The 20,743-nt window shown below is 39.5% G+C and carries 11 protein-coding genes and 1 pseudogene; 3 read left to right on the forward strand and 9 right to left on the reverse strand.

The window, feature by feature from the left end:
* Positions 1 to 50 precede the first annotated feature (50 nt).
* The 7 genes and pseudogenes from EAF07_RS03200 to ccpA form a co-directional block, all read right to left on the reverse strand.
* Positions 51 to 941 carry a diacylglycerol/lipid kinase family protein gene (locus tag EAF07_RS03200; RefSeq protein ID WP_121834843.1) on the reverse strand — a complete coding sequence of 297 codons (891 nt, stop codon included), beginning with the start codon at positions 939 to 941 and terminating at the stop codon, positions 51 to 53.
* 286 nt (positions 942 to 1,227) lie between these two features.
* Positions 1,228 to 2,393: pseudogene (locus tag EAF07_RS03205) on the reverse strand (IS110 family RNA-guided transposase).
* 257 nt (positions 2,394 to 2,650) lie between these two features.
* Positions 2,651 to 4,597 carry a threonine--tRNA ligase gene (gene thrS, locus EAF07_RS03210; protein WP_121834869.1) on the reverse strand — a complete coding sequence of 649 codons (1,947 nt, stop codon included), beginning with the start codon at positions 4,595 to 4,597 and terminating at the stop codon, positions 2,651 to 2,653.
* 148 nt (positions 4,598 to 4,745) lie between these two features.
* Entirely contained in the window at positions 4,746 to 5,060 is a 315-nt protein-coding gene (locus tag EAF07_RS03215; protein WP_121834845.1) for a nucleoside triphosphate pyrophosphohydrolase family protein, read from the reverse strand.
* Positions 5,061 to 5,352: 292 nt separating this feature from the next.
* Positions 5,353 to 6,684, reverse strand: a complete 1,332-nt coding sequence (locus tag EAF07_RS03220; RefSeq protein WP_121834846.1) for a glycosyltransferase family 4 protein — start codon at positions 6,682 to 6,684, stop codon at positions 5,353 to 5,355.
* A gap of 15 nt (positions 6,685 to 6,699) precedes the next feature.
* Positions 6,700 to 7,737 carry a glycosyltransferase family 4 protein gene (locus EAF07_RS03225; protein WP_121834847.1) on the reverse strand — a complete coding sequence of 346 codons (1,038 nt, stop codon included), beginning with the start codon at positions 7,735 to 7,737 and terminating at the stop codon, positions 6,700 to 6,702.
* A gap of 125 nt (positions 7,738 to 7,862) precedes the next feature.
* Positions 7,863 to 8,870, reverse strand: a complete 1,008-nt coding sequence (ccpA, locus tag EAF07_RS03230; RefSeq protein ID WP_121834848.1) for a catabolite control protein A — start codon at positions 8,868 to 8,870, stop codon at positions 7,863 to 7,865.
* A gap of 212 nt (positions 8,871 to 9,082) precedes the next feature.
* Here ccpA and EAF07_RS03235 point away from each other — a divergent pair, with 212 nt between their 5' ends.
* Both EAF07_RS03235 and EAF07_RS03240 read left to right on the forward strand, forming a co-directional pair.
* Positions 9,083 to 10,159, forward strand: a complete 1,077-nt coding sequence (locus tag EAF07_RS03235; protein WP_121834849.1) for a M24 family metallopeptidase — start codon at positions 9,083 to 9,085, stop codon at positions 10,157 to 10,159.
* 52 nt (positions 10,160 to 10,211) lie between these two features.
* Entirely contained in the window at positions 10,212 to 11,075 is an 864-nt protein-coding gene (locus tag EAF07_RS03240) for a metallophosphoesterase (RefSeq protein ID WP_121834850.1), read from the forward strand.
* 430 nt (positions 11,076 to 11,505) lie between these two features.
* On the opposite strand, the gene EAF07_RS03245 is transcribed toward EAF07_RS03240, so the two are convergent.
* A complete protein-coding gene (locus tag EAF07_RS03245) occupies positions 11,506 to 17,013 on the reverse strand; it encodes a KxYKxGKxW signal peptide domain-containing protein (protein WP_121834851.1) in 5,508 nt (1,835 codons plus the stop codon).
* Between the two features lie 209 nt (positions 17,014 to 17,222).
* Positions 17,223 to 19,910: a calcium-translocating P-type ATPase, PMCA-type gene (locus tag EAF07_RS03250; RefSeq protein WP_121834852.1), complete on the reverse strand. Its 2,688-nt coding sequence runs from the start codon at positions 19,908 to 19,910 to the stop codon at positions 17,223 to 17,225.
* Positions 19,911 to 20,292: 382 nt separating this feature from the next.
* Between EAF07_RS03250 and EAF07_RS03255 the strand changes: the two genes are divergently transcribed.
* Entirely contained in the window at positions 20,293 to 20,646 is a 354-nt protein-coding gene (locus tag EAF07_RS03255) for a DUF3397 domain-containing protein (RefSeq protein WP_121834853.1), read from the forward strand.
* The last annotated feature ends 97 nt before the right edge of the window (positions 20,647 to 20,743 follow it).

Here is a 20,743-nt window from a genome sequence, read left to right on the forward strand (position 1 = left end):
TTTTGATACTTTAATGTTTTTCTCTATGTGTCATTCAACATCTTGATTGTCTAAGCATACACTGTCACATGAGATGGCAGAACTTTGACGCTGATCGGCAAAGAAGCTCCCTCGTCTCCATCAACGTTTGTACTGAGTTCAGCTTTACTGTCTGCTAATGTTATTTTAGCTTCCTTAAACGTCAGGTATCCTACATTTTGACTAGCGTCTGAGACACCTGTCACCAACTCTGGCACCGCCTTTAGAGTATCTACTAGTGAGCTATCCTTAAGATAAATAAGATGTAACATCCCATCATCAACTTTTGCATGAGGTAGCATATTTTCAAAACCACCGATAGAATTGGTTAAACCAATGACTAGTGTACTACTTTTAATGGCTAACTCCTCACCATCAATCATTAATTGAAAATCATAAAAATGCGTTGTCATCACTTCCTTAAGCCCAGAAATAAAGTAAGCCAGTTTACCCCACTTGGTCTTTTCTTCTGACTCAACATTATTGATTGCTTCAGGGAGTGTTCCAATAGCAACAACATTCATGAAATAATGATCGTTAATTTTTCCAATATCTAGCGGCTTAGTCTTCGCGATATCTAACTGGTTAATAGCTTTTTCTGGATCAAGAGGCATTCCCAATGCACGCGCCAAATCATTAACTGTACCAAGTGGGAAAAAGCCAAAATTCGGACGGTTCTCCAACTCAGCCAAACCATTAATGCCTTCATTAACCGTACCATCACCCCCCATAACAAAGACACTGTGATAATTTTCTTCCGCTGCTCCTCTAGCAAATGCAGTGGCATCACCTGATTTTTCAGTGTGTTTGACGATGACTTCATCAAAAATAGTTTCTAATTTTTCTCTAGCCAAATCCTCGTAGGACCTAGCTTTCTCCCCGCCTGAACTTGGATTGACAATCAATAGCACACGTTTTTTCATAAATGACCTCCTTTAAAGACCTTATACATTAATTCTAACATATCATAATCAATTTCTCTTGATTTTTAACCGTTTTCAATTATACCAAGAGGCTGGGCAAAAAGTCTAAAAAAATAGCAAATGGCTTAGAGTAACGTCGTCAAAAACGTTGATTCTAAGCCATTTTATCTTGTTCAATTTTCAACAGCAAGGCGGAAATTTGAGTTTTTATACGAAAACTCAAAAGAATGCAAAAACTCCCTCCCTATGATATAATCAAAGCGAAAAAATTTTTTATGTTAGGCTACTAGCTCGTCCCTAGTAGTCCTTTTTCTGTGCTAAAAATTCAGGATACGTTATCTGCTCTTTTAAGAGGATATAAACTATTTTTAATAATTGATGTGCAAGGGCTATTGTTGCTTTTTGTGAACCACGCCGACTTTGAATCTGATAAAATCGTTCAGCTAGAGGACTTCCTTTTTGCTTCCTAACCGCAAAAGCGGCCTGGCATAAACATTTCTTCAAATAAGAATTTCCATGTCGAATCTTGCTACTTCGCTTCTTACCAGCACTCTCATTATTACCTGGACAAAGTCCTGCCCAAGAAGCTAAATGTCCAGCAGTGGGAAACTGACTCATGTCAACTCCAACCTCAGAAATGATAACAGAAGCTGTAATGACATCAATGCCTGGGATGGAATCCAATATTTCTACATAGTTTTCATATTGTGATAGATAGATATTAATTCGCTCTTCTAACAACTCAATCTGTTTCTGGTAAAAATCATAAATCTCTAAGGACTGCTTTAACATAAAGCGATGATGGTCAGAGAAATAACCGTCCAAGGCTTCCAGAAGCTGCGGCACTTTCTTCTTCAAGCTAGTATAAACGAATTGATGGACAATGCGAGGTGTAATAGGCGTCCCATCAACCAGTAGCTGAAGGAGATTGCGACCAGATAGCCCCATAATATCTTCAATATAGGTTGTTAGCTTAATACCACCTGACTGAAGAATTTTATGGATACGATTGGTTTCTCGATTACGACTTTCCACATAATGTTTTCGTTGTCTGGTCAACTCCCTCAATTCTTGAATGGTTTCATCGGGAACGAAACTCCGAGGAAGCAGACCAATCCGTGTTAATTTGGCAATCCAGTGAGCATCCTTCTTGTCGGTTTTCTGACCTGGGATGGCCTTCATATGAGCTGGTTGAGCGAGTATCAACTCGAAGTCATCACAGAGAGCATGCCATACAGGTCGCCAATAGACACCTGTGCTTTCCATGCCCACAGCTTCCACATGAAATTGGCTGAGAAAATCGTGGCAATCACGTAGGCCTTTAGTCGTTGTATCAAATGTAGCCATCTCACGCTTTGGACGAGTTGAGGTGAGTGGTCCATGTAGGATACAGACGACAATATTGGCTTGATGGACATCAATACCTGCACAAGATTGATAGAGAACATCCATGATAATTCCCTCCTTCTAAAAATTAGAGAGCTTGTCTACCAAATTTTAGTCGTATTTTTATACTCATGCCTATCGCATATTTTGGGGTGCTCGTCAGTAGAGTGGATCAGTTTTGCCCTCGATGAATAACATCATTAACTCGTCAACCACAAAGCCCTCACTAAGATTATACACCTAGTAAGGGCTTTATGTTCGTTTTCATTATTCTGTGGGTGAGGGCGGAGCCATCATGGATGTCTTGCCCAACCTCTATCTTATTACTCTGCGTCTGGGCGTGATTTACGCGCGATGTCTGCAAGGATTGTTTGGACGAATTCGTTGAGGGACTCAGTGTGAGTTTCTTTCTTACCATAGCGACGCACGTTGACCGCACGGTCTGCCATTTCCTTGTCACCAACAATCAATTGGTAAGGAATCTTGCTTGTTTGACTTTGGCGGATCTTGTATTGCATTTTCTCGTTGCGCTCATCAACATCCGCACGAATACCGTGGTTGCGAAGCTCTTTGGCAACTTCCCAAGCGTAGTCAATGTGAGCTTCGTTTGAGATTGGGATGACCGTTACTTGGTTAGGTGCCAACCAAGTTGGGAAAGCTCCTTTGTAAGTCTCAATCAAGATAGCTGTGAAGCGCTCCATCGTTGAGATAACCCCACGGTGAATCATAACTGGACGGTGTTCTTCACCATCTGCACCGATGTATTTCAAATCAAAACGCTCTGGAAGCAAGAAGTCCAATTGGATAGTTGAAAGGGTCTCTTCGTTTCCAAGCGCTGTTTTCACTTGAATGTCCAATTTAGGTCCGTAGAAGGCTGCTTCGCCTTCTGCTTCAAAGTATTCAGCACCCATGTCATCGAGGGCAGCTTTCAGCATAGCCTGCGCATTTTCCCACATCTCGTCATTGTCATAGTATTTCTCTTTGTCCTCTGGGTCACGGTATGACAAGCGGAAACGGTAATCCGTCAAGTTGAAGTCTTCGTAAACGTCAATAATCAACTGAAGCGCGCGTTGGAACTCTTCTTGGATTTGCTCTGGTGTCACGAAAATGTGTCCATCATTCAAGGTCATCTCACGCACACGCTGCAATCCTGTTAAGGCACCTGATTTTTCATAGCGGTGCATCATACCAAGCTCAGCAATACGAACTGGCAATTCACGGTATGAACGGACATTGTTTTTATAGACTTGGATGTGGTGCGGACAGTTCATTGGACGAAGAACAAACTCTTCCCCATCACCCATGTCCATAGTTGGGAACATATCTTCTTGATAGTGCTCCCAGTGACCTGAAGTCTTGTAAAGTTCAACAGATGCTACTGGTGGCGTGTAAACGTGTTGGTAACCTGACGCTAATTCTTTATCAGTGATGTAACGTTCCAAGGTACGGCGGATAGTCGCACCGTTTGGCAACCAGAATGGCAACCCTTGACCAACTTCTTGAGAAATCATGAAAAGATCAAGTTCTTTACCAAGTTTACGGTGGTCACGTTCTTTCGCCTCTTCACGCATTTGAAGGTATTTTTTAAGGTCTTTTTTGTCAAACCAAGCAGTACCATAAACACGTTGCATCATGTTGTTATCTGAATTTCCACGCCAGTAAGCACCTGCAACATTGAGCAATTCAAAGACTTGGATACGGCCAGTTGATGGGACGTGTGGGCCACGGCAAAGGTCAACATACTCACCTTGCGTATAGATGGTCAAACCACCTTCATCTTCTGAGTGTTCTTGAATCAATTCCAATTTATAAGGGTCGTTAGCAAAGATTTCCAAAGCTTCTGCTTTAGTCACTTCACGACGTTCAGATGGGAAGTTTTCTTTGACAATTTTAGCCATTTCCTCTTGAATGCGAGGAAGGTCTTCGTTTGAAATTTGACCAGCAGCATTGTCAGTGTCGTAGTAAAAACCATCTTGAATGGCTGGACCAACACCCAATTTAATGTCTGGGAAGAGACGGCGAGCAGCTTGCGCAAATAAGTGAGCTGCTGAGTGACGAAGAATATCAAGAGCATCTTCGTGGTCAGGTGTCACAATTTCAAGACTACCGTCTTCTGTGATGGCACGCGTTGTGTCAATCAATTTGCCATTGAATTTACCAGCCAAAGCTTTTTTAGCTAGAGAGTTGCTGATAGATTGGGCAACTTCAAAAGTAGTGATACCAGATTCAAATTCGCGAACTGCACCATCTGGGAAAGTAATGTTAATCATAGTTAAGATATAAAGGGCGTTAATGGAACAATAGCAAAATAGAAAACTGACTGACGATGCTTGCATCTAGGGCATGTTTATCTTTTTGCAGCCGTCCCTAGCCCGTATTCAGTTACACCAAATACGGCTACCCTATTCCTTTCTTTTATTATTTTTTAATACTAAGTTGTTTTTCTTTGGCGGTTAAAAAGGACTCAACTTCTTGAGCAATATCAACTTCCAAGCGCCCTGCTAGCTCAATCAACCACCAAATGTTTTCAGCTAATTTTTGCTCCAAATGATAAGGCGTCTCATCATAATAACGTCCTTTTCTGGTCATCACCAAGCGGTTCAGATTCCCAATGTCATTGGACAGTGCTAATAAATCTTCTTCAATTGACCATGCTTTACCATGATGCTTGATTTCAAGCTCATGATAAGCCTTTCGAATCGCTTGACAGCGTTGAATAATCGTCTGATCCATTTTCCTCTCCTTTCAAAAACAAAAGCGACATCCTGTAAAAGGACGTCGCAACGTGGTTCCACCTTCATTTATCTATGACAAAAAAGCTTATCATAGACCTCATGTTTGGCGATAAGGGAACCACCCTTTTATGTTTGCATAAAATCATACCGAGTAGTGTCAACTTGTATCCTCTGCCTGCTTTCCAGCTCCCGCAAGCTCTCTCAAAGATTTCCTACAAGTGATAAGTCTCTACCAAGTATTATAGCAACTTTCAATGAAATTTCAACCCTAAAGTTGTTTTGAAAGCCTTTTAATCTAAAAAGTTTCGAATACCTCTGACTAATTTTAACGGAGCTTTGACAACTTGAGCCGTATTCTTAGTAAGACGTTCTGGAAAAGAACGTTGTTCTGACTCTATAAGCAACTTAGTTTCCCCACCATTTTTATCAACTGTCAGCGATAATTTCTCTCGTTTTCTGGCAGTTTGGGTGCTTTTTGAAATGATGACATCCAAGTAAAATTGATAGATCATCTTTCCAAAGTGTTCTGCAGAAATAGCAGAGCGTTTTTCTTCCAACTGTTTTTTCGTCAGTTTTGGTGTATCAATGATAGCGTCTAGAATGGCTGAACCTAGGTCTGACGGGTGATAATATAAGGTACCAAAAGCCTTATGATCAATCAAATCATCCAAATAAGGATTGCCATGAGCAATAATCGGACGTCCACTAGCTAAACTTTCCAAATACGTTAGTCCTTGAGTCTCACTAGTAGAAGCTGAAATAAAGAAGTCACAGGCTTTGTAATAGAGGGCTACCTCATCTGGGCTGATCATTCCTGTAAAGATCACATGATCGGTAATCCCTAATGCTTTAGCCTGTGTTTTCAAAGTCTCTAAATAAGGACCATCACCTGCGACCACTAATTTGACATCACTATTTTCCGACAAAACTTCTGGAAGACTACGAAGGACCGCTTGGATATTTTTCTCAGAAGAAACACGTGACACACTTAGCAACATGGTTTCCGTTGGAGAAATGCCTAATGTTTCTCTGAGCACTTGACAATCAGCTTCACAGATATCATCACGAACAAAACGGTCTAAATTAATGCCTGTTGGGATAATCCGCTTCGGAATTTTAACGTCATAATCATCTAAAAGTTCAAGGACAATGCGACTTGGACAAATCACACCATCAAGGTCACTGAGGTAACCTCTGACAATGTATTTGACCATGCTCGGACGAATGAGTTTTCCCTTGGCAATGTAGCCAACGTAGTCCTCATACTGCGTATGATAGGTATGCACCACAGGGATTTTCAAGGCTCTGCCAATCATTTTTCCCAAAAGCCCCAAACTAAACTCCGTTTGCGTATGAATAATATCCAATTTATAACTCTTAGCGATTTTGAGAGAAGACATAACCCCGCGGTAGGCAATCCGACGATCGGTAAAGGAAATAAAAGGCACACTAGGAAGGCGAATAATCGTTGGATCCTCATAGCGCTTGACATTTTTATCTGTGGTCGTAAAAATGTAGACCTCATGACCAGATTTTTCCAACTCCTCTTTTAGCGTCCTAATGCTCGTAGCGACACCTGAGACCTGTGGAAAATATGTATCTGTAAATAATCCTATCCGCATTTACTTCTCCTATTTCTACTTCACTTTTGCCTGATTTTGATAAAAGTCAATCCATACCTGCAAAAGTTTCTCCTCAGAGTAATTCACTGAAATCTGTCCAGATTTTTCTTTTAATCGGGACAAAGCGGTGCTATTACGTGACAAGTCATCGATAATGTTTTTCATGCTAGAAACATCTTTGGCCGCTGCGTAAGAGCCCTCAAGAATCACTTTGTAAAGTTCTAAATCACGCAACACGATAGGCGCTCCACAACTTGCTGCTTCTAAGATAGTCATTGGAAATAGTTCATTATAGCTTGGTAATAAAAACACATCTGTCGCCGCATACAAGTCACGCATCTTATCCGCTTCAACAATACCTGTGAAAATCACATTTGTTGGGGGATTTTCCATGATTTTCTTATACTGATCGTAGCCATCTGTAATACCACCAAATGAAAAACCACCTGCCCAGATAAAGGTAATGTGAGGCAATTGCTCAGCTAGGGTTACAAAATCATCAATTCCCTTACGCTTTTGGACTTGACCCGCTCCCAAGACAACAAAATCATCGTCCTTGATTCCAAATTCACGTCTCGTGCTCTGCCTTTTTTCAACCGTAGACGGATACCACTTTTCCTTATTCACAAAATTAGGAATGTAGCTAATTTTGTCACGCGCAATGCCAAAGGCAACCAAATCATCAATAAAAGTCGGATTAACGACGACAAGGTGATCCATACGGTTATAAAATGAGGTCACGTATTTCCCCAAAACCTTCTGGAAAAGACGAGGCATTTTGAGGCTTCCCTCCAAAGTTTCAGGAAGAAAATGAACATACCCTACCCTACGCCCGACTCTTTTTTTGAAAAACGTAGACAGGTAAAATAAGGGATCAATCGTATGATAATGGGTAATATCAGCCTGAACAAACTGATTTTCTGTAATGATAAGCTCTTTTTGCGCCTCTCGTTTAAGCAAACGCAGCAACTCGCGATAAGCACCAGAGACCCCTTGCCCTGCAACTTTTTCACTAGAACTCAACATATTAACACGTAATGACTTTTCGCTCATACTTGTTATTATAGCTTTTTTTAAATTAAAAGTAAAACGCCACCCTAGGCTTACCACGCTATTTAGCAATAAGAAAAGAACCTTGTCGTATAGGTTCTCTCCTGCTTCATATTATCTTTTTCAGTTTAAAGACCTTTTGTTGTGCCACGTTCTTTAAGACCATGTTTTAAAAGGATTTCTTTTTGATTCAATTCTTCTTTGTTCATGATTTTTGTTAACATGCGCATGGCTACTGCTCCCAAATCATAGATCGGTTGGCTAATAGAGGTCATGTTAGGGCGTGTGTATTGCACAATCGGCGAATCGTTACTTGTGATGATTTCAAAATCCTCTGGCACTGATTTACCTGCTTCAAAGAGACCATTTAAAAGACCGGCAGCCAATTCGTCTTCAGCAACAACAGCTGCGGTAGCACCTGCGTTAAGAACACGTTGTGCTAAAGCGAAGCCTTCTTTGTATCTATAATTTGCTTCAAAAACTAGACCTTCATCAAAAGTTAGTCCATTGCTAGAAAGACCTTCTTTATAACCAGAAAGACGCACTTTGCCATTGATGTCGTCAATAAGTGGTCCTGAGATGAATGCGATTTGTTTATGACGTTTTGCCAACACATTGACACCGTCTGTGATCGCCGCACTGTGATCAATATTAACGCTAGGCAATTGGTGCTCCAAGTCAACAGTTCCAGCCAATACAACTGGTGTTCGTGAGCGTGAAAATTCAGCTCTAATCTTATCTGTAAGATGATTTCCCATAAAGATAATACCGTCAACTTGCTTAGCGAAAAGCGTGTTAACAACAGCTACTTCTTTTTCATCATCTTCGTCACTTGAGGCAAGGACAATATTGTACTTGTACATCGCAGCAATATCATCAATCCCTTTTGCCAAAATCGAGAAGTAAGAATTAGCAAGGTTAGGTAAAACAACACCAACTGTCGTCGTTTTCTTGCTAGCCAAACCACGAGCAACCGCATTAGGACGATAGTCCAAACGGGCAATCACTTCTAAAACTTTTTGGCGCGTATTTTCTTTAACGTTTTTATTTCCATTAACAACACGACTGACTGTAGCCATGGAAACACCGGCTTCACGGGCAACGTCATAAATCGTAATTGTATCATCTGTACTCATATGAATGTCCTTTCTATATGAAAATATCGTTTTCATTTTATTTTAGCACCTTTTGTAAACACTTTCAAGCAATAAGACGAATTTTTTTGAAAAAATGTTTAAAAAAACACTTTTTGTGCTTAACATTTCCCCTCTTTTTCAGAAAAGACTTGATTTTTTAGCAATTTGGCATAGAATAGAGATAAGTTACTATAGAATCAAAGGAGAATATTATGTCTAAAATAACAGACCTCATTAAGCGCTTAGAAACTCACGACCTTTATGCCGCTGTACTTTCTGATCCTGTGACCATCAATTATTTGACTGGCTATTTTGCTGATCCACATGAGCGCCATATGTACCTTTTCTTATTTGCTGATAAAAGCCCACTTCTCTTTTTACCAGCCTTAGATGTGACAAGAGCTGAGCAAACTGTGGACTTTCCAGTTGTAGGCTATCAAGACTCAGAAAATCCATGGGAAAAAATCAAAGCTGTCCTTCCTAAAACTGATTTTCCAAAAGTTGCTGTGGAATTTGATAGCCTAAACGTCACAAAATTCAAGGGGCTTCAATCTGTTTTTTCTGGTGAGTTTAGCGACTTGACGCCTCTTGTCCAACAGATGCGCCTCATTAAATCTGCCGATGAAATTGAAAAAATGTTCTTCGCAGGTGATTTAGCTGACAAAGCTGTTCAACTTGGTTTTGAAGCCATTTCGCTTGATAAAACGGAGACAGACATTATCGCTGAAATCGAATTTGGCATGAAACGTCTTGGTTACGGCATGAGTTTTGAAACTATGGTATTGACCGGGGACAATGCGGCTAATCCGCACGGCATTCCCGCCAATAACAAACTCGAAAACGATGCTCTGCTATTATTTGACCTTGGCATCGCAGCGAATGGTTATATGAGCGATATGACGCGTACTGTTGCTGTTGGTAAACCTGATCAATTTAAACAAGATATCTATAATCTTTGTTTAGAAGCGCAGCTTACTGCCCAAGACTTTATCAAACCAGGTGTTACAGCTAGCGAAGTTGATGCAGCTGCACGTTCTGTTATTGAAAAAGCTGGTTACGGAGAATATTTTAACCACCGTCTCGGCCACGGAATTGGGATGGATGTCCATGAGTTTCCATCAATTATGGCTGGCAATGACATGATTATTCAAGAAGGCATGTGCTTCTCAGTGGAACCAGGTATCTACATTCCTGGTAAAGTTGGCGTGCGCATTGAAGACTGTGGCCATGTCACTAAATCAGGCTTTGAAGTATTTACGAAGACACCAAAAGAATTACTCTATTATTAGACCGTAAGATTGGGGATGTGCTCTCCAATCTTTTTTATGCTACAATTGAGACATGACAAAACTTGCAATTATGAGTGACTTGCACATTGATCTCAATCAATTCGGCGACTTTGAAGTTGACACACTCATTCAGACACTGAAAACTCAAAATATCTCTTGGTTACATCTTGCAGGTGATATTTCAAACCATCACCATACGATTTCCCTTCCTTTTCTTGAAAAAATGGCAGAGCATTTTAAGGTAACTTACAATCTCGGAAATCATGACATGCTGGATTTAACAGAGGCAGAAATTGAAGCAACTGATTTCCAAAGTTATGACTTGGGTGACAAGGTTTTCACTACTTTTCACGGATGGTATGATTACTCCTTCTCTTCTGATAAAACCGAGTCAGAAAATCTATCTTTCAAGAATATTTTTTGGTTTGATAGACGCTTAAAACGCCCCTTGTCTGATAAGGAGATGAGTGAACAAATCTATCAACGGTTAGAAGCTATTCTCTCTCAGCAAACCAAACCCATCATTCTAGCCATGCATTTCGTACCGCACAGCTTATTCACCATGACCCATGAAACATTTAAACCTTTTAATGCCTTTTTAGGTAGCCAACGGTTTCATGATATTTTTACAACATTTCCTGTCACTGATGTTGTCTTCGGTCATGCTCACCGCTCTTATGGCACACAAGTTATTGATGATATTAGATACCATTCTAGACCCCTTGGCTACATTCGTGAATGGGACTTGACTATTGAGTTTGTCAATAAACATGCTCACCTCAATCCTACCGGCACTTGGAACCTCTCTAAACGTTACAATCTTGTCAAAAAACGCGAGGATTTTAAGCAATACCTTAAAGAAAATCTAGCAAGAGAATTTGAGAAATCTATGACAATTTTTTCATTGTCAGAATAATAAAAACAAAAGCACCCCGAAGCAATGTTACTTGCCTTAGGGTGTTTTTGCTGTGCATGAGATGATGATAGGTAGAAGGATATTTATACTTAACAAAAATCAAAAATTACTTTTTGTTTCTTTCTAAAAAGTGCGGACGCTCCAAAGGTCTGGGAGACCTTTGGAGGTGGGAAATGAAGCTGAAGAATTCAGCGTCAAAACCTCCTACGGAGTTTCATTGCTATTTTTTGAGCCTAGGTCTCAAAAAATCCGTTCTTATCAAGAGTTTACTCTTGATAAGAATACCACTATAACGAAAGAAACATGTTAACCTCACTTCGTTCGGTGGTCTATCAATGATATTAGTGGTTCTAAAATGCTAATTTTGATTTTGGATGAGTATTATCACTATTTCCCTCAAATATCTAACTATCTCGAAGACATTAATCAACTAATCATTAACCTTCTTAGATTTATCAGAGATCCCAACACCAGCCATTGCAAGGGTGAAAAGTAGACCACCTAACATTGTGAGGTATAACTGCTCTTCTTCACCTGTTTTTGGTAACAATACACTCGTATCTTCTTTTGAAGATAAGGAGCTTTTAGCTGAATTAGTGACCTCTAGCGACATCACTGTTATATCTGAGTTTCTTGAATTTTCTGATAGAATTTCAGATTGTACCAACACTTCAACTTCTGAGGTATTTGAGAGAGGTCCTTTTGATTCAGATAACTGAGATAATGTTTCTGATTTGAAATCCTCCGGTAGGAACAACTCAGGTTTCTCAGGTTGTATCAACGCTTCAACTTTTAATGTTTCTATTCGTTGTGCTGGTTCCAATTTTGTTAGCGGTCTAAATGCTGGTTCCAGTTCCTTCATTGGTACTGTTGCTGGGGTTAATTTCGTTAACGGTCTAAACGATGGTTCCAGTTCCTTCATTGGTACTGTCGCTGGCGTTAATGGCGTTAACGGTCTGAATGATGGTTCCAGTTCTTTCATTGGCACTGTTGCTGGGGTTAATTTCGTTAACGGTCTAAACGATGGTTCCAGTTCCTTCATTGGTACTGTCGCTGGCGTCAATGGTGTTAACGGTCTAAACGATGGTTCCAATTCCTTCATTGGCACTGTTGCTGGCGTTAATTTTGTTAACGGTCTGAATGATGGTTCCAGTTCTTTCATTGGCACTGTTGCTGGCGTTAATGGCATTAACGGTCTGAACGATGGCTCCAATTCCTTCATTGGTACTGTCGCTGGCGTCAATGGCGTTAACGGTCTGAACGATGGTTCCAATTCCTTCATTGGTACTGTTGCTGGCGTTAATTTCTTCATTGGGATAAAGGCTGGGGTTAACGTCATCAACGGTTTGATTGCTTTATATACAACTTCCTTAGTTTGATCCATAGGTTGGACAACACCAGTGGAATTTTCAAAAACAATAGATTTTTCATCTGCATGATAATTTTCAATTTCTGGTGTTTCAATCACTGTCTTATCTTGATGCGGTTTATAAGTTACTACATTAGTGACTAAATCTTTATCAACCGTCCAAGTCACCACTGTTTCTTTTGGGTGCTGATTTGGAACACCTTTATAAATAACACGATTAATTGTCTCTATTTGACGAATCTCATGCTTATGTGCCAACATTACTTTGATAACTTGACTAATCGCATCTGTATCATCAACTTTATCAAAGTAATGTAACTTTTCTTTATCAAATTGACCTTCTAGAATGTCATATTTAGCTTTGTCAACTAAGTCAGTAGTAGTAGTTACTTTGAATTGTTCACCAACCTTACCAGCAATCTCATTATGAGCAACAACAGCATTTCCATTGTCAACATCAATAAATTCTACCTTTACCTTAGCATCATTTGGTGTGTATAGAACCTCAAACACTCGATTTTCTTCTCCAAAATTTGGAGTAGCTGCGACAGCTTCAGCAAGTGTTGATTTCCCATTAACCGTGTAGGTGTAACCAAGTCGATCTAATTTAATTAATTTATCATCGAAAACAATATCTTTACCGTCATAACCATCCACAAAGTAGCCATATGATGGTACTTTGTCTACATCTTGCAAATCATTCTCTGGATCTGCTTTGGAAACAATGATTGCTCGGCTTTGCTTAGCGTAAGTGACTTTAATGTCTTGATTGTTTACAATTGATAATGGAAGTATTTTTACTTCATTTAAATCGCCAGACGATTCCGGGGAAATATCTACTACCTTATATCCTTTAACATTTGGATGGGATACAGACGTAAGGTAATAACGAATTTTATTTAACCATTCATTCTCATTATTAGTATAACCCATTGGCAATTGAGAATCCGTCGCCCCTTTAACAAAACCACCAGCTTCGCTAGCTAATTTCCAAATGATATTCTTAGATTCACTAACCGGCACTCCTTTGGCATCCAAAGATGGCTTTTCACTAACTTCAACAGGATTTCCATTTAAGTCTTCAGCATAATAAGCATAGGTTACTTCTGCATTATCACGTAAGCCAGTTAGAATATTTTGTTTATGTCCGAGATCATTTTCCTTTGTAGTCAGTTGTGATTTTTCAAACGTAAACTTGAAGTTTGGATCTTGCTTAGTCACTGTCACAAAGGAAACTTTACGCTCTTTAGCAGGGACGTCAGTTAAAGGAGTTCCCTTTTTATCTACATAAGTAATGGTCTGTTTGGATGTTTTAATTTCCGACAATTTTGGTTCTGCAGGTATATAGAAAATTGTAGCAGAAAGATGGTCTAGCGTAACAGTTTCTGTGCCAACTGTTTGTCCAATCTTGTCATAAAGTCCTTTAGAATTACTTAGGACAACAAAAGCATTTGTAAAATCATTCTTTTCATTGATTTGACCACGGTTCCCCTCTGGATTTAATGGTTGCTGGTCTAATTTGCCACCATAGTACCATGACTCCTGGCCACCTAATGTCAGACGTCCACCATGATCTGGCGAGGTGTTATTATTAAAAACAACCACATATTTACCACCTTTATCACCACGTAATTCATAAGTAATAATTCCAGAATTATCCTGTGCATTGGTAATAACCATCTTAGGAGTTCTATTGTCTTTGCCATTGATATCCTTATAATCAGTTAAGTGCATCAGAGGTTCCTGAGTTCTAAAGGCTACCAAAGCTTTATAGAAGTTAACCATGTCAGGATTTTTACCGACAAGTTCCCAATCAATCTTGTTGTAAACATCGCCCGCATTATAAGTATTATGCTTATGATTTTTAGTACGAGCAAATTCTTGACCCATTTGTGAGAAATGGATTCCTTGAGACAAAGCACTCATGGCTGTGGCTAATTGAACACGATTTTTCAGTTTAGCATCATCATCTGATTCATTGTATTTTTTCAACAAATCGTATAAGGTTTTCCCATCATGTACTTCAACATAGTTCAATTGTTGTGATGGATTAGCATATTTTTGATCCAATCCACCAAGTAAACTCTTAGTAACTTGGTCTAACTGTTTATCTTTATTGTTATTAGTTTTATAATTTGATTCGCTATTCACAAATCCTTTAGCTCCGCCATTATCATTATATTGAGATCCTGCAATAGCATCGCGTCCAGTTGCATCAAAGAAACCATATTCTGGTAATTTTATAGCGTTACCAATACTGGCCTTAACCTCGTCACCTTCTCCTTTGAGATAATTTCCCATACTATCCCAACCTTCGCCATAGGTGACGATTTTTTTATCAATTTTGTCCAAAGCTGTGCGGACATCAGACAATGTCTTGGTATCAAGGTCACTCATGGCATCAAAACGGAAACCATCAATACCATATTCTGTCGCCCAGTACACAACAGAATTAACAATGAATTGGCGCAGCATGCGAGAATTTGATCGAACGGCATTTCCAACGCCGACATCATTATTCATAGCACCATCGCCATTAACAGCATAATAGTATCCTGGAACAGTCCATTCAAATGGATTTTCTTGACCATGGTAGAGGTGATTATAGACCACGTCCAAGACCACATTAATGCCAGCTTTATGGAGACCATTTATCATTTCTTTTAGCTCTTGAATACGAACTTCTGGTTTACTTGGATCACTTGAATAAGAACCATCAGGAACATTATAGTTTTTAGGATCATAGCCCCAGTTTTGCTGATTGTTATGGACACCATCTTCTTCAGCGCCCGCTATTTCGCTATCTTTTTCATCCCCTTTATCCAATTCTGGAACTGTTTGGAAATCATTAACTGGCATCACTTGAACATATTTAACACCTGTATATTTAAGGTAGTCAAGTCCAGTCATTTGATTGCCGTTTTTTGTCCCCTCTTGAATAAGACCTAAGAAATTGCCTCGTTTTTCCTTATCAACACCCGATTTTGGATCAATTGAAAAATCTCGAACATCAATTTCCATAACACTCAATTCAGATAAAGAAGAAACTCTCTTGGCATTTCCTTGAGTTACCTTACTACCATACTTACTCGGATTTAAAATGACTGAACGAGAACCATTTTGAACAACGCCGACTGAATAAGGGTCCTGAGTTTTAACGGTTTGATAAACTTGTTTTTGAGGAACAATCTCACCCTTATCATCACGCTCAATTTTTCCACTAGCATAGAAGGCAGCAATTTCCTCCCACTTAGCTTCATTATCCCCTAAAATAGTTTTTTTAGTCTCTTTACCTACCTGATAGTCTGGCCCATTTAATAATTCACCAGTAACAGAGTTACGGTATTTATAATATGCTCTTTCCCACTTGCCTGTGCTAACTTCTTTTTTATGTTCTTCAGCTTGAATAAAGTAAGCATTTGGAATTTCTAGCTCATAATCATAAGACAGCATTTCGGCAGTTTCAAGTTTGTATTGCTTCAAAAATGCTTCATTTATTTCAAGTGACCAGACACCAATAGTATTATTTTTATAGTCACTGCTATCAACATCAGTACCTCTAGTCATAGCAACTGTGGCTAGTTTATCTGATTTTGGGTCTGTTGATGATTGATAAAAATTTACCTTAACTGTTTTAGCAGTTGGTGCCCAAAGATTAATCTTAGCTGTTTTACCATCTTCATTTAAAGTTGCACCAAGTCTTCCTGCCTTACCAACAGTTTCAAAGTTATCAGGTTTGTTTGGATTGACAATTTTATCAATATAGGCGTAAGTTTCATCAAATTTTGGATCTTGGGCAGAAACTTGTGAATACCAACTTTGAGAAACCCCTTGATTATTTTTTTTATCTTTACCAATATAGACATGGGTATCAGCAAACTCATTGACAGTGGCAACCATGTTGCTGGTTTGTTTATTGTTCCAATCAGGTTCACCATTATCTTTTGCTTTGGCAACAATATAATTAATATAAGTCTTATCTTTATTAGCTTGCAAAGTAGCTTCGTGTTTACTACCATTAAAAGCCATTGGAGTAAATTTACCATCCGGGCCACTTTCCCAAGTCCAGACTCCATAAGGTCCTTGTGCATCTGTCTCAAAATGAATTGTCACTGGTTTCTTTTCGACAAACTGCTCAATAGTAACTTCCTCTGGAGCTTCTACAGATTCAGTAGTTGAAACCGACCGAGCAGTTCTTGGTTTAGGAGTAGATTCTTCTTCCGATACTGGTGCTGAGTTTCCTTCCCTTGAATTGTCTTTAGGTGTTATTTCTATACCAGTTACTTCTGAATCTGATTGGGATGAAACTGCAGGAATCGTTTCGGTTTCAGATACTGAAGTTACGGGTTCTTCTTGTCCAGCAGAAGCATTACTGACCTCAACTGCGGATGGCTGTGATTGATCGATTGTTATAGAATCCACTGCTGCATCATTTGCAGAAACCGTTTGCATTCCTATTGCAAAACTAATTGCCGTAAGAACACTAGCTCCAAACAACCATTTCTTACCCGATTTCCACATTCTAAAACCAGTTACTTTTTTATCAACAAATTTATTTTTCTTAGACATAGATGTCTCCAATCTTAATATTACACCATTATTATGCAAGCGTTTTCTTTGTTTGTCAAGAGTTTTAATAACAATAAAACATTTTCACGCATTTCTGTTTATTTTTCAATAATTAACAATGGTTTACCGAAATTTCTCTGAAAAATGTTGCTTTATAAGAACAAGAAAAAGCCTCGAACAGTGTCGAGACTTTCCATTTTCATATTGTGTTAAATGGCTTTTTCATCGTGTCCAAGGGCACGCTGAACAGCTTTCACAATTTCAACAATGACAAAGGCTAAGAAACTACCAATAAGAACAACCAACCATTGGCTCAAATCAAGGTGAGACACGTGGAAGATTTTTTCTAAGAATGGTACTGTTAGAGTGGCTACAAGCAGTAAGAGTGAGCCAATAATTGCCCAGTTAAACATTTTGTTTTTAAATGGACCAACGGTAAAGACAGATTGGTAAACTGACTTAACGTTGAAAGCATGCACTAACTGAATTAATCCAAGCGTTGCATAAGCCATTGTAAGGGCATCTGCGTGGATGGCATGGTAGTCACCAACGTGAACTGGGTTCGCGATAGCATAACCATAGACACCAAGTACAAGGGCACCTTGCATCAAGCCTTGGTAAGCTACGGCACCAAGAACACCACCTGAGAAGAAGCTTGAGTTACGTCCACGAGGTTTGTGTTTCATGACACCTGGCTCAGCAGGTTCCATACCAAGCGCAATCGCTGGAAGGGTATCTGTTACCAAGTTAATCCAAAGAAGGTGAACTGGCTCAAGAACATCCCAACCAAACAAGGTAGCAAGGAAAATTGTCAACACTTCAGCGATGTTAGCTGAAAGCAAGTATTGAACAGTTTTTTGAATATTTGAGAAGACCTTACGTCCTTCTTCAACGGCAACGATGATGGTCGCAAAGTTATCATCCGCAAGGACCATGTCAGAAGCTCCTTTAGATACTTCTGTACCTGTAATACCCATACCGATACCGATATCAGCTGTTTTCAATGACGGTGCGTCGTTTACACCGTCACCAGTCATGGCAACGACTTTACCTTCATTTTGCCATGCTTTAACGATACGAACCTTGTGCTCAGGCGATACACGCGCATAAACTGAATACTGTTTGAAGACTTTTTGGAATTCTTCATCCGTCAATTCATTGAGTTCAGCACCAGTGAAGACATGGTCTTCTGTATCATTAGGATCAATGATTCCAAGACGTTTGGCAATAGCTTCCGCTGTATCTTGGTGGTCACCAGTAATCATAATTGGACGGATACCAGCTTCCTTAGCAACGGCAACGGCTTGCGCTGCTTCTGGACGTTCTGGGTCAATCATCCCTACCAAACCAGCAAAGACAAGACCATTTTCCACAACTTCTGTTTCAAGCGTTGGAATTTCTGACTCGTATTTGTAAGCCATCATAAGGACACGAAGCGCTTCTTTGGCAAGAGATTTATTGGTTGAAAGAATCGCATCTTTATCCGCATCTGTAATCGGACGAACAGTACTGTTTTCTTCAATTTGTGTCACACGTTTCAACAATTGATCTGGCGCACCTTTAACAGCAACCAAGTAACGTCCGTCTGCCAACTTATGAATCGTTGACATCAATTTACGATCTGAGTCAAATGGTAATTCAGCCACACGTGGTTCAGCTTTCAAGGCATCACGCACATCGAAAGCGTGGTCAAAACCAAATTGAACAAGAGCTGTTTCCGTTGGGTCACCGATAAGTTTGCCGTTTTGGTCAACTTTTGTATCGTTGGCAAAGTTCATGACACGAAGGGTCATATTGTCATCTGCGATATCATCTGCAGCATCAAAGACTTGACCGTTGTAGTAAACTTTTTCAACTGTCATTTGGTTCATTGTCAAGGTACCAGTTTTATCTGATGCAATGATTTCTGTTGAACCAAGTGTTTCAACCGCTGGTAATTGACGAATGATTGAGTTACGTTTCGCAAGAACTTGTGTTCCCATTGAAAGAACGATGGTAACAACTGCTGGAAGTCCTTCAGGAATAGCAGCTACCGCAAGAGCTACCGCAGTCATCAATGAATCAAGTGGCTTCTCACCACGGACAAATACAGAAACCACAAATGTAATTGCAGCAATAACAAGCACAGCATATGTCAAGACTTTAGATAAGTGGTGCAAGTTTTGTTTAAGTGGTGTGTCAGTCTCTTCAGCATTAGCAAGCATGCTCGCAATGTGACCAACTTCTGTGTACATACCAGTGTTTGTAACAACACCGATACCACGTCCGTAAGTGACGTTTGAGTTTTGGTAACCCATATTCACACGGTCACCAAGACCTGCATCTTCAGCAAGCGTTACAGCCAAGTTTTTCTCAACTGGCACAGATTCCCCTGTAAGAGCAGCTTCTTCAATTTTAAGCGAAGCAGCTTCTAACAAGCGCATATCTGCTGGTACCACATCACCTGCTTCAAGCATAACAATATCACCAGGTACAAGGTCTTTTGAGTCTACTTCTGTGACGTGACCATCACGGCGAACACGTGCCACTGGACTTGACATTGATTTAAGGGCATCAATAGCAGCTTCTGCTTGCCCCTCTTGGTAAACCCCAAAAGCAGCATTCAAGACAACTACCAAAAGAATGATAATCGCATCTGTTAACCCTTCAGTTCCTTCAGTGACAACTGAAAGTGCCGCAGCGACAAGCAAGATGATGATCATCAAATCCTTGAATTGATCCAAGAATTTTTGCCAGATGGTACGTTTCTCACCTTCATCCAATTCATTATGGCCGTAGGTAGCCAAACGTTTAGCTGCTTCTTCACCTGACAAACCTTTTTTAGACGTTTGTAAAGCTTCAAGAACAGCTTCCTCTGTCTGCGTATAATACGCCTGACGGTTTTGTTCCTTAGACATTTCGTCTCCTCCTTTGGTCTTTTCAAAATAAAAAGACCTGTTTTATTCCAAACAAGTCTCGCGGTTTAAGATTATGCCGGAAATTAATTTCGTAATGACGACATAATCACGGGCTGACCCGTCTGCTACTCCCTTGATATTTTTTTATTATATAAAAAAAACATGAAAAATACAAGTTTCAATCCGAAAATTCATACATTTTTCTCCTACTAAAAGGCAACAATCGTGGACCTTGCAATTGGGCTAACGAAGTAAAAATAAGGTACTCCAGCTTATCTTTAGAACCAATTATACCTCTCTTCCAAAAACAGAGCATACCTAGTTTAGTCATAAGGACAAGAAAATATTTTACAAGTCTGCCTATTAAAGGTACAATAGCAGTATGATGTTCTATAAAATTTTAGCCCTATCTTTTCTATTTTTAACACCACTATTTGGACTGGCTTTGGTCAAACTCTTTAGTCTTGAGCGTTTTAAGGTCAATTTTGCTGACTTAGCTCTACCAGTCTTTATGTTCGAGATTGTGATTGTTTCTCAAAAATTTTTCGTGCACTCCTACCTTCCTCATTATCTTCTTGTTTTAAGCCTTTTAGCAATTGGAGTGTCACTCTGGTTGTTTAAAACAAGCAGGGAGAATTTTACCTATCGTCGTTTTTTCAAATTCTTTTGGCGGTTAAGCTTCATCTTCAGCTTCTTTTTCTATTTGGCTGTGGTTATTGCCGTTTTTGCATTTTAAAAAGTCTGTTCAGAATGACATCTGAACAGACTTTTATACTTATTTCTAGTGGAAGAAACATTTTAGCCTCACTTCGTTCGGTAGTCTATCAATAATA

The sequence above is a fragment of the Streptococcus hillyeri genome (assembly GCF_003686955.1).
GTDB lineage: Bacteria > Bacillota > Bacilli > Lactobacillales > Streptococcaceae > Streptococcus > Streptococcus hillyeri.

Excerpts from the sequence above, each read along its gene's own strand:
- EAF07_RS03220 (WP_121834846.1), bottom strand. The coding sequence starts at position 6,684 with ATGCGGATAGGATTATTTACAGATACATATTTTCCACAGGTCTCAGGT.
- EAF07_RS03235 (WP_121834849.1), top strand. The coding sequence starts at position 9,083 with ATGTCTAAAATAACAGACCTCATTAAGCGCTTAGAAACTCACGACCTT.
- EAF07_RS03255 (WP_121834853.1), top strand. The coding sequence starts at position 20,293 with ATGATGTTCTATAAAATTTTAGCCCTATCTTTTCTATTTTTAACACCA.
- EAF07_RS03215 (WP_121834845.1), bottom strand. The coding sequence starts at position 5,060 with ATGGATCAGACGATTATTCAACGCTGTCAAGCGATTCGAAAGGCTTAT.
- ccpA (WP_121834848.1), bottom strand. The coding sequence starts at position 8,870 with ATGAGTACAGATGATACAATTACGATTTATGACGTTGCCCGTGAAGCC.
- thrS (WP_121834869.1), bottom strand. The coding sequence starts at position 4,597 with ATGATTAACATTACTTTCCCAGATGGTGCAGTTCGCGAATTTGAATCT.
- EAF07_RS03250 (WP_121834852.1), bottom strand. The coding sequence starts at position 19,910 with ATGTCTAAGGAACAAAACCGTCAGGCGTATTATACGCAGACAGAGGAA.
- EAF07_RS03200 (WP_121834843.1), bottom strand. The coding sequence starts at position 941 with ATGAAAAAACGTGTGCTATTGATTGTCAATCCAAGTTCAGGCGGGGAG.
- EAF07_RS03245 (WP_121834851.1), bottom strand. The coding sequence starts at position 17,013 with ATGTCTAAGAAAAATAAATTTGTTGATAAAAAAGTAACTGGTTTTAGA.
- EAF07_RS03240 (WP_121834850.1), top strand. The coding sequence starts at position 10,212 with ATGACAAAACTTGCAATTATGAGTGACTTGCACATTGATCTCAATCAA.
- EAF07_RS03225 (WP_121834847.1), bottom strand. The coding sequence starts at position 7,737 with ATGAGCGAAAAGTCATTACGTGTTAATATGTTGAGTTCTAGTGAAAAA.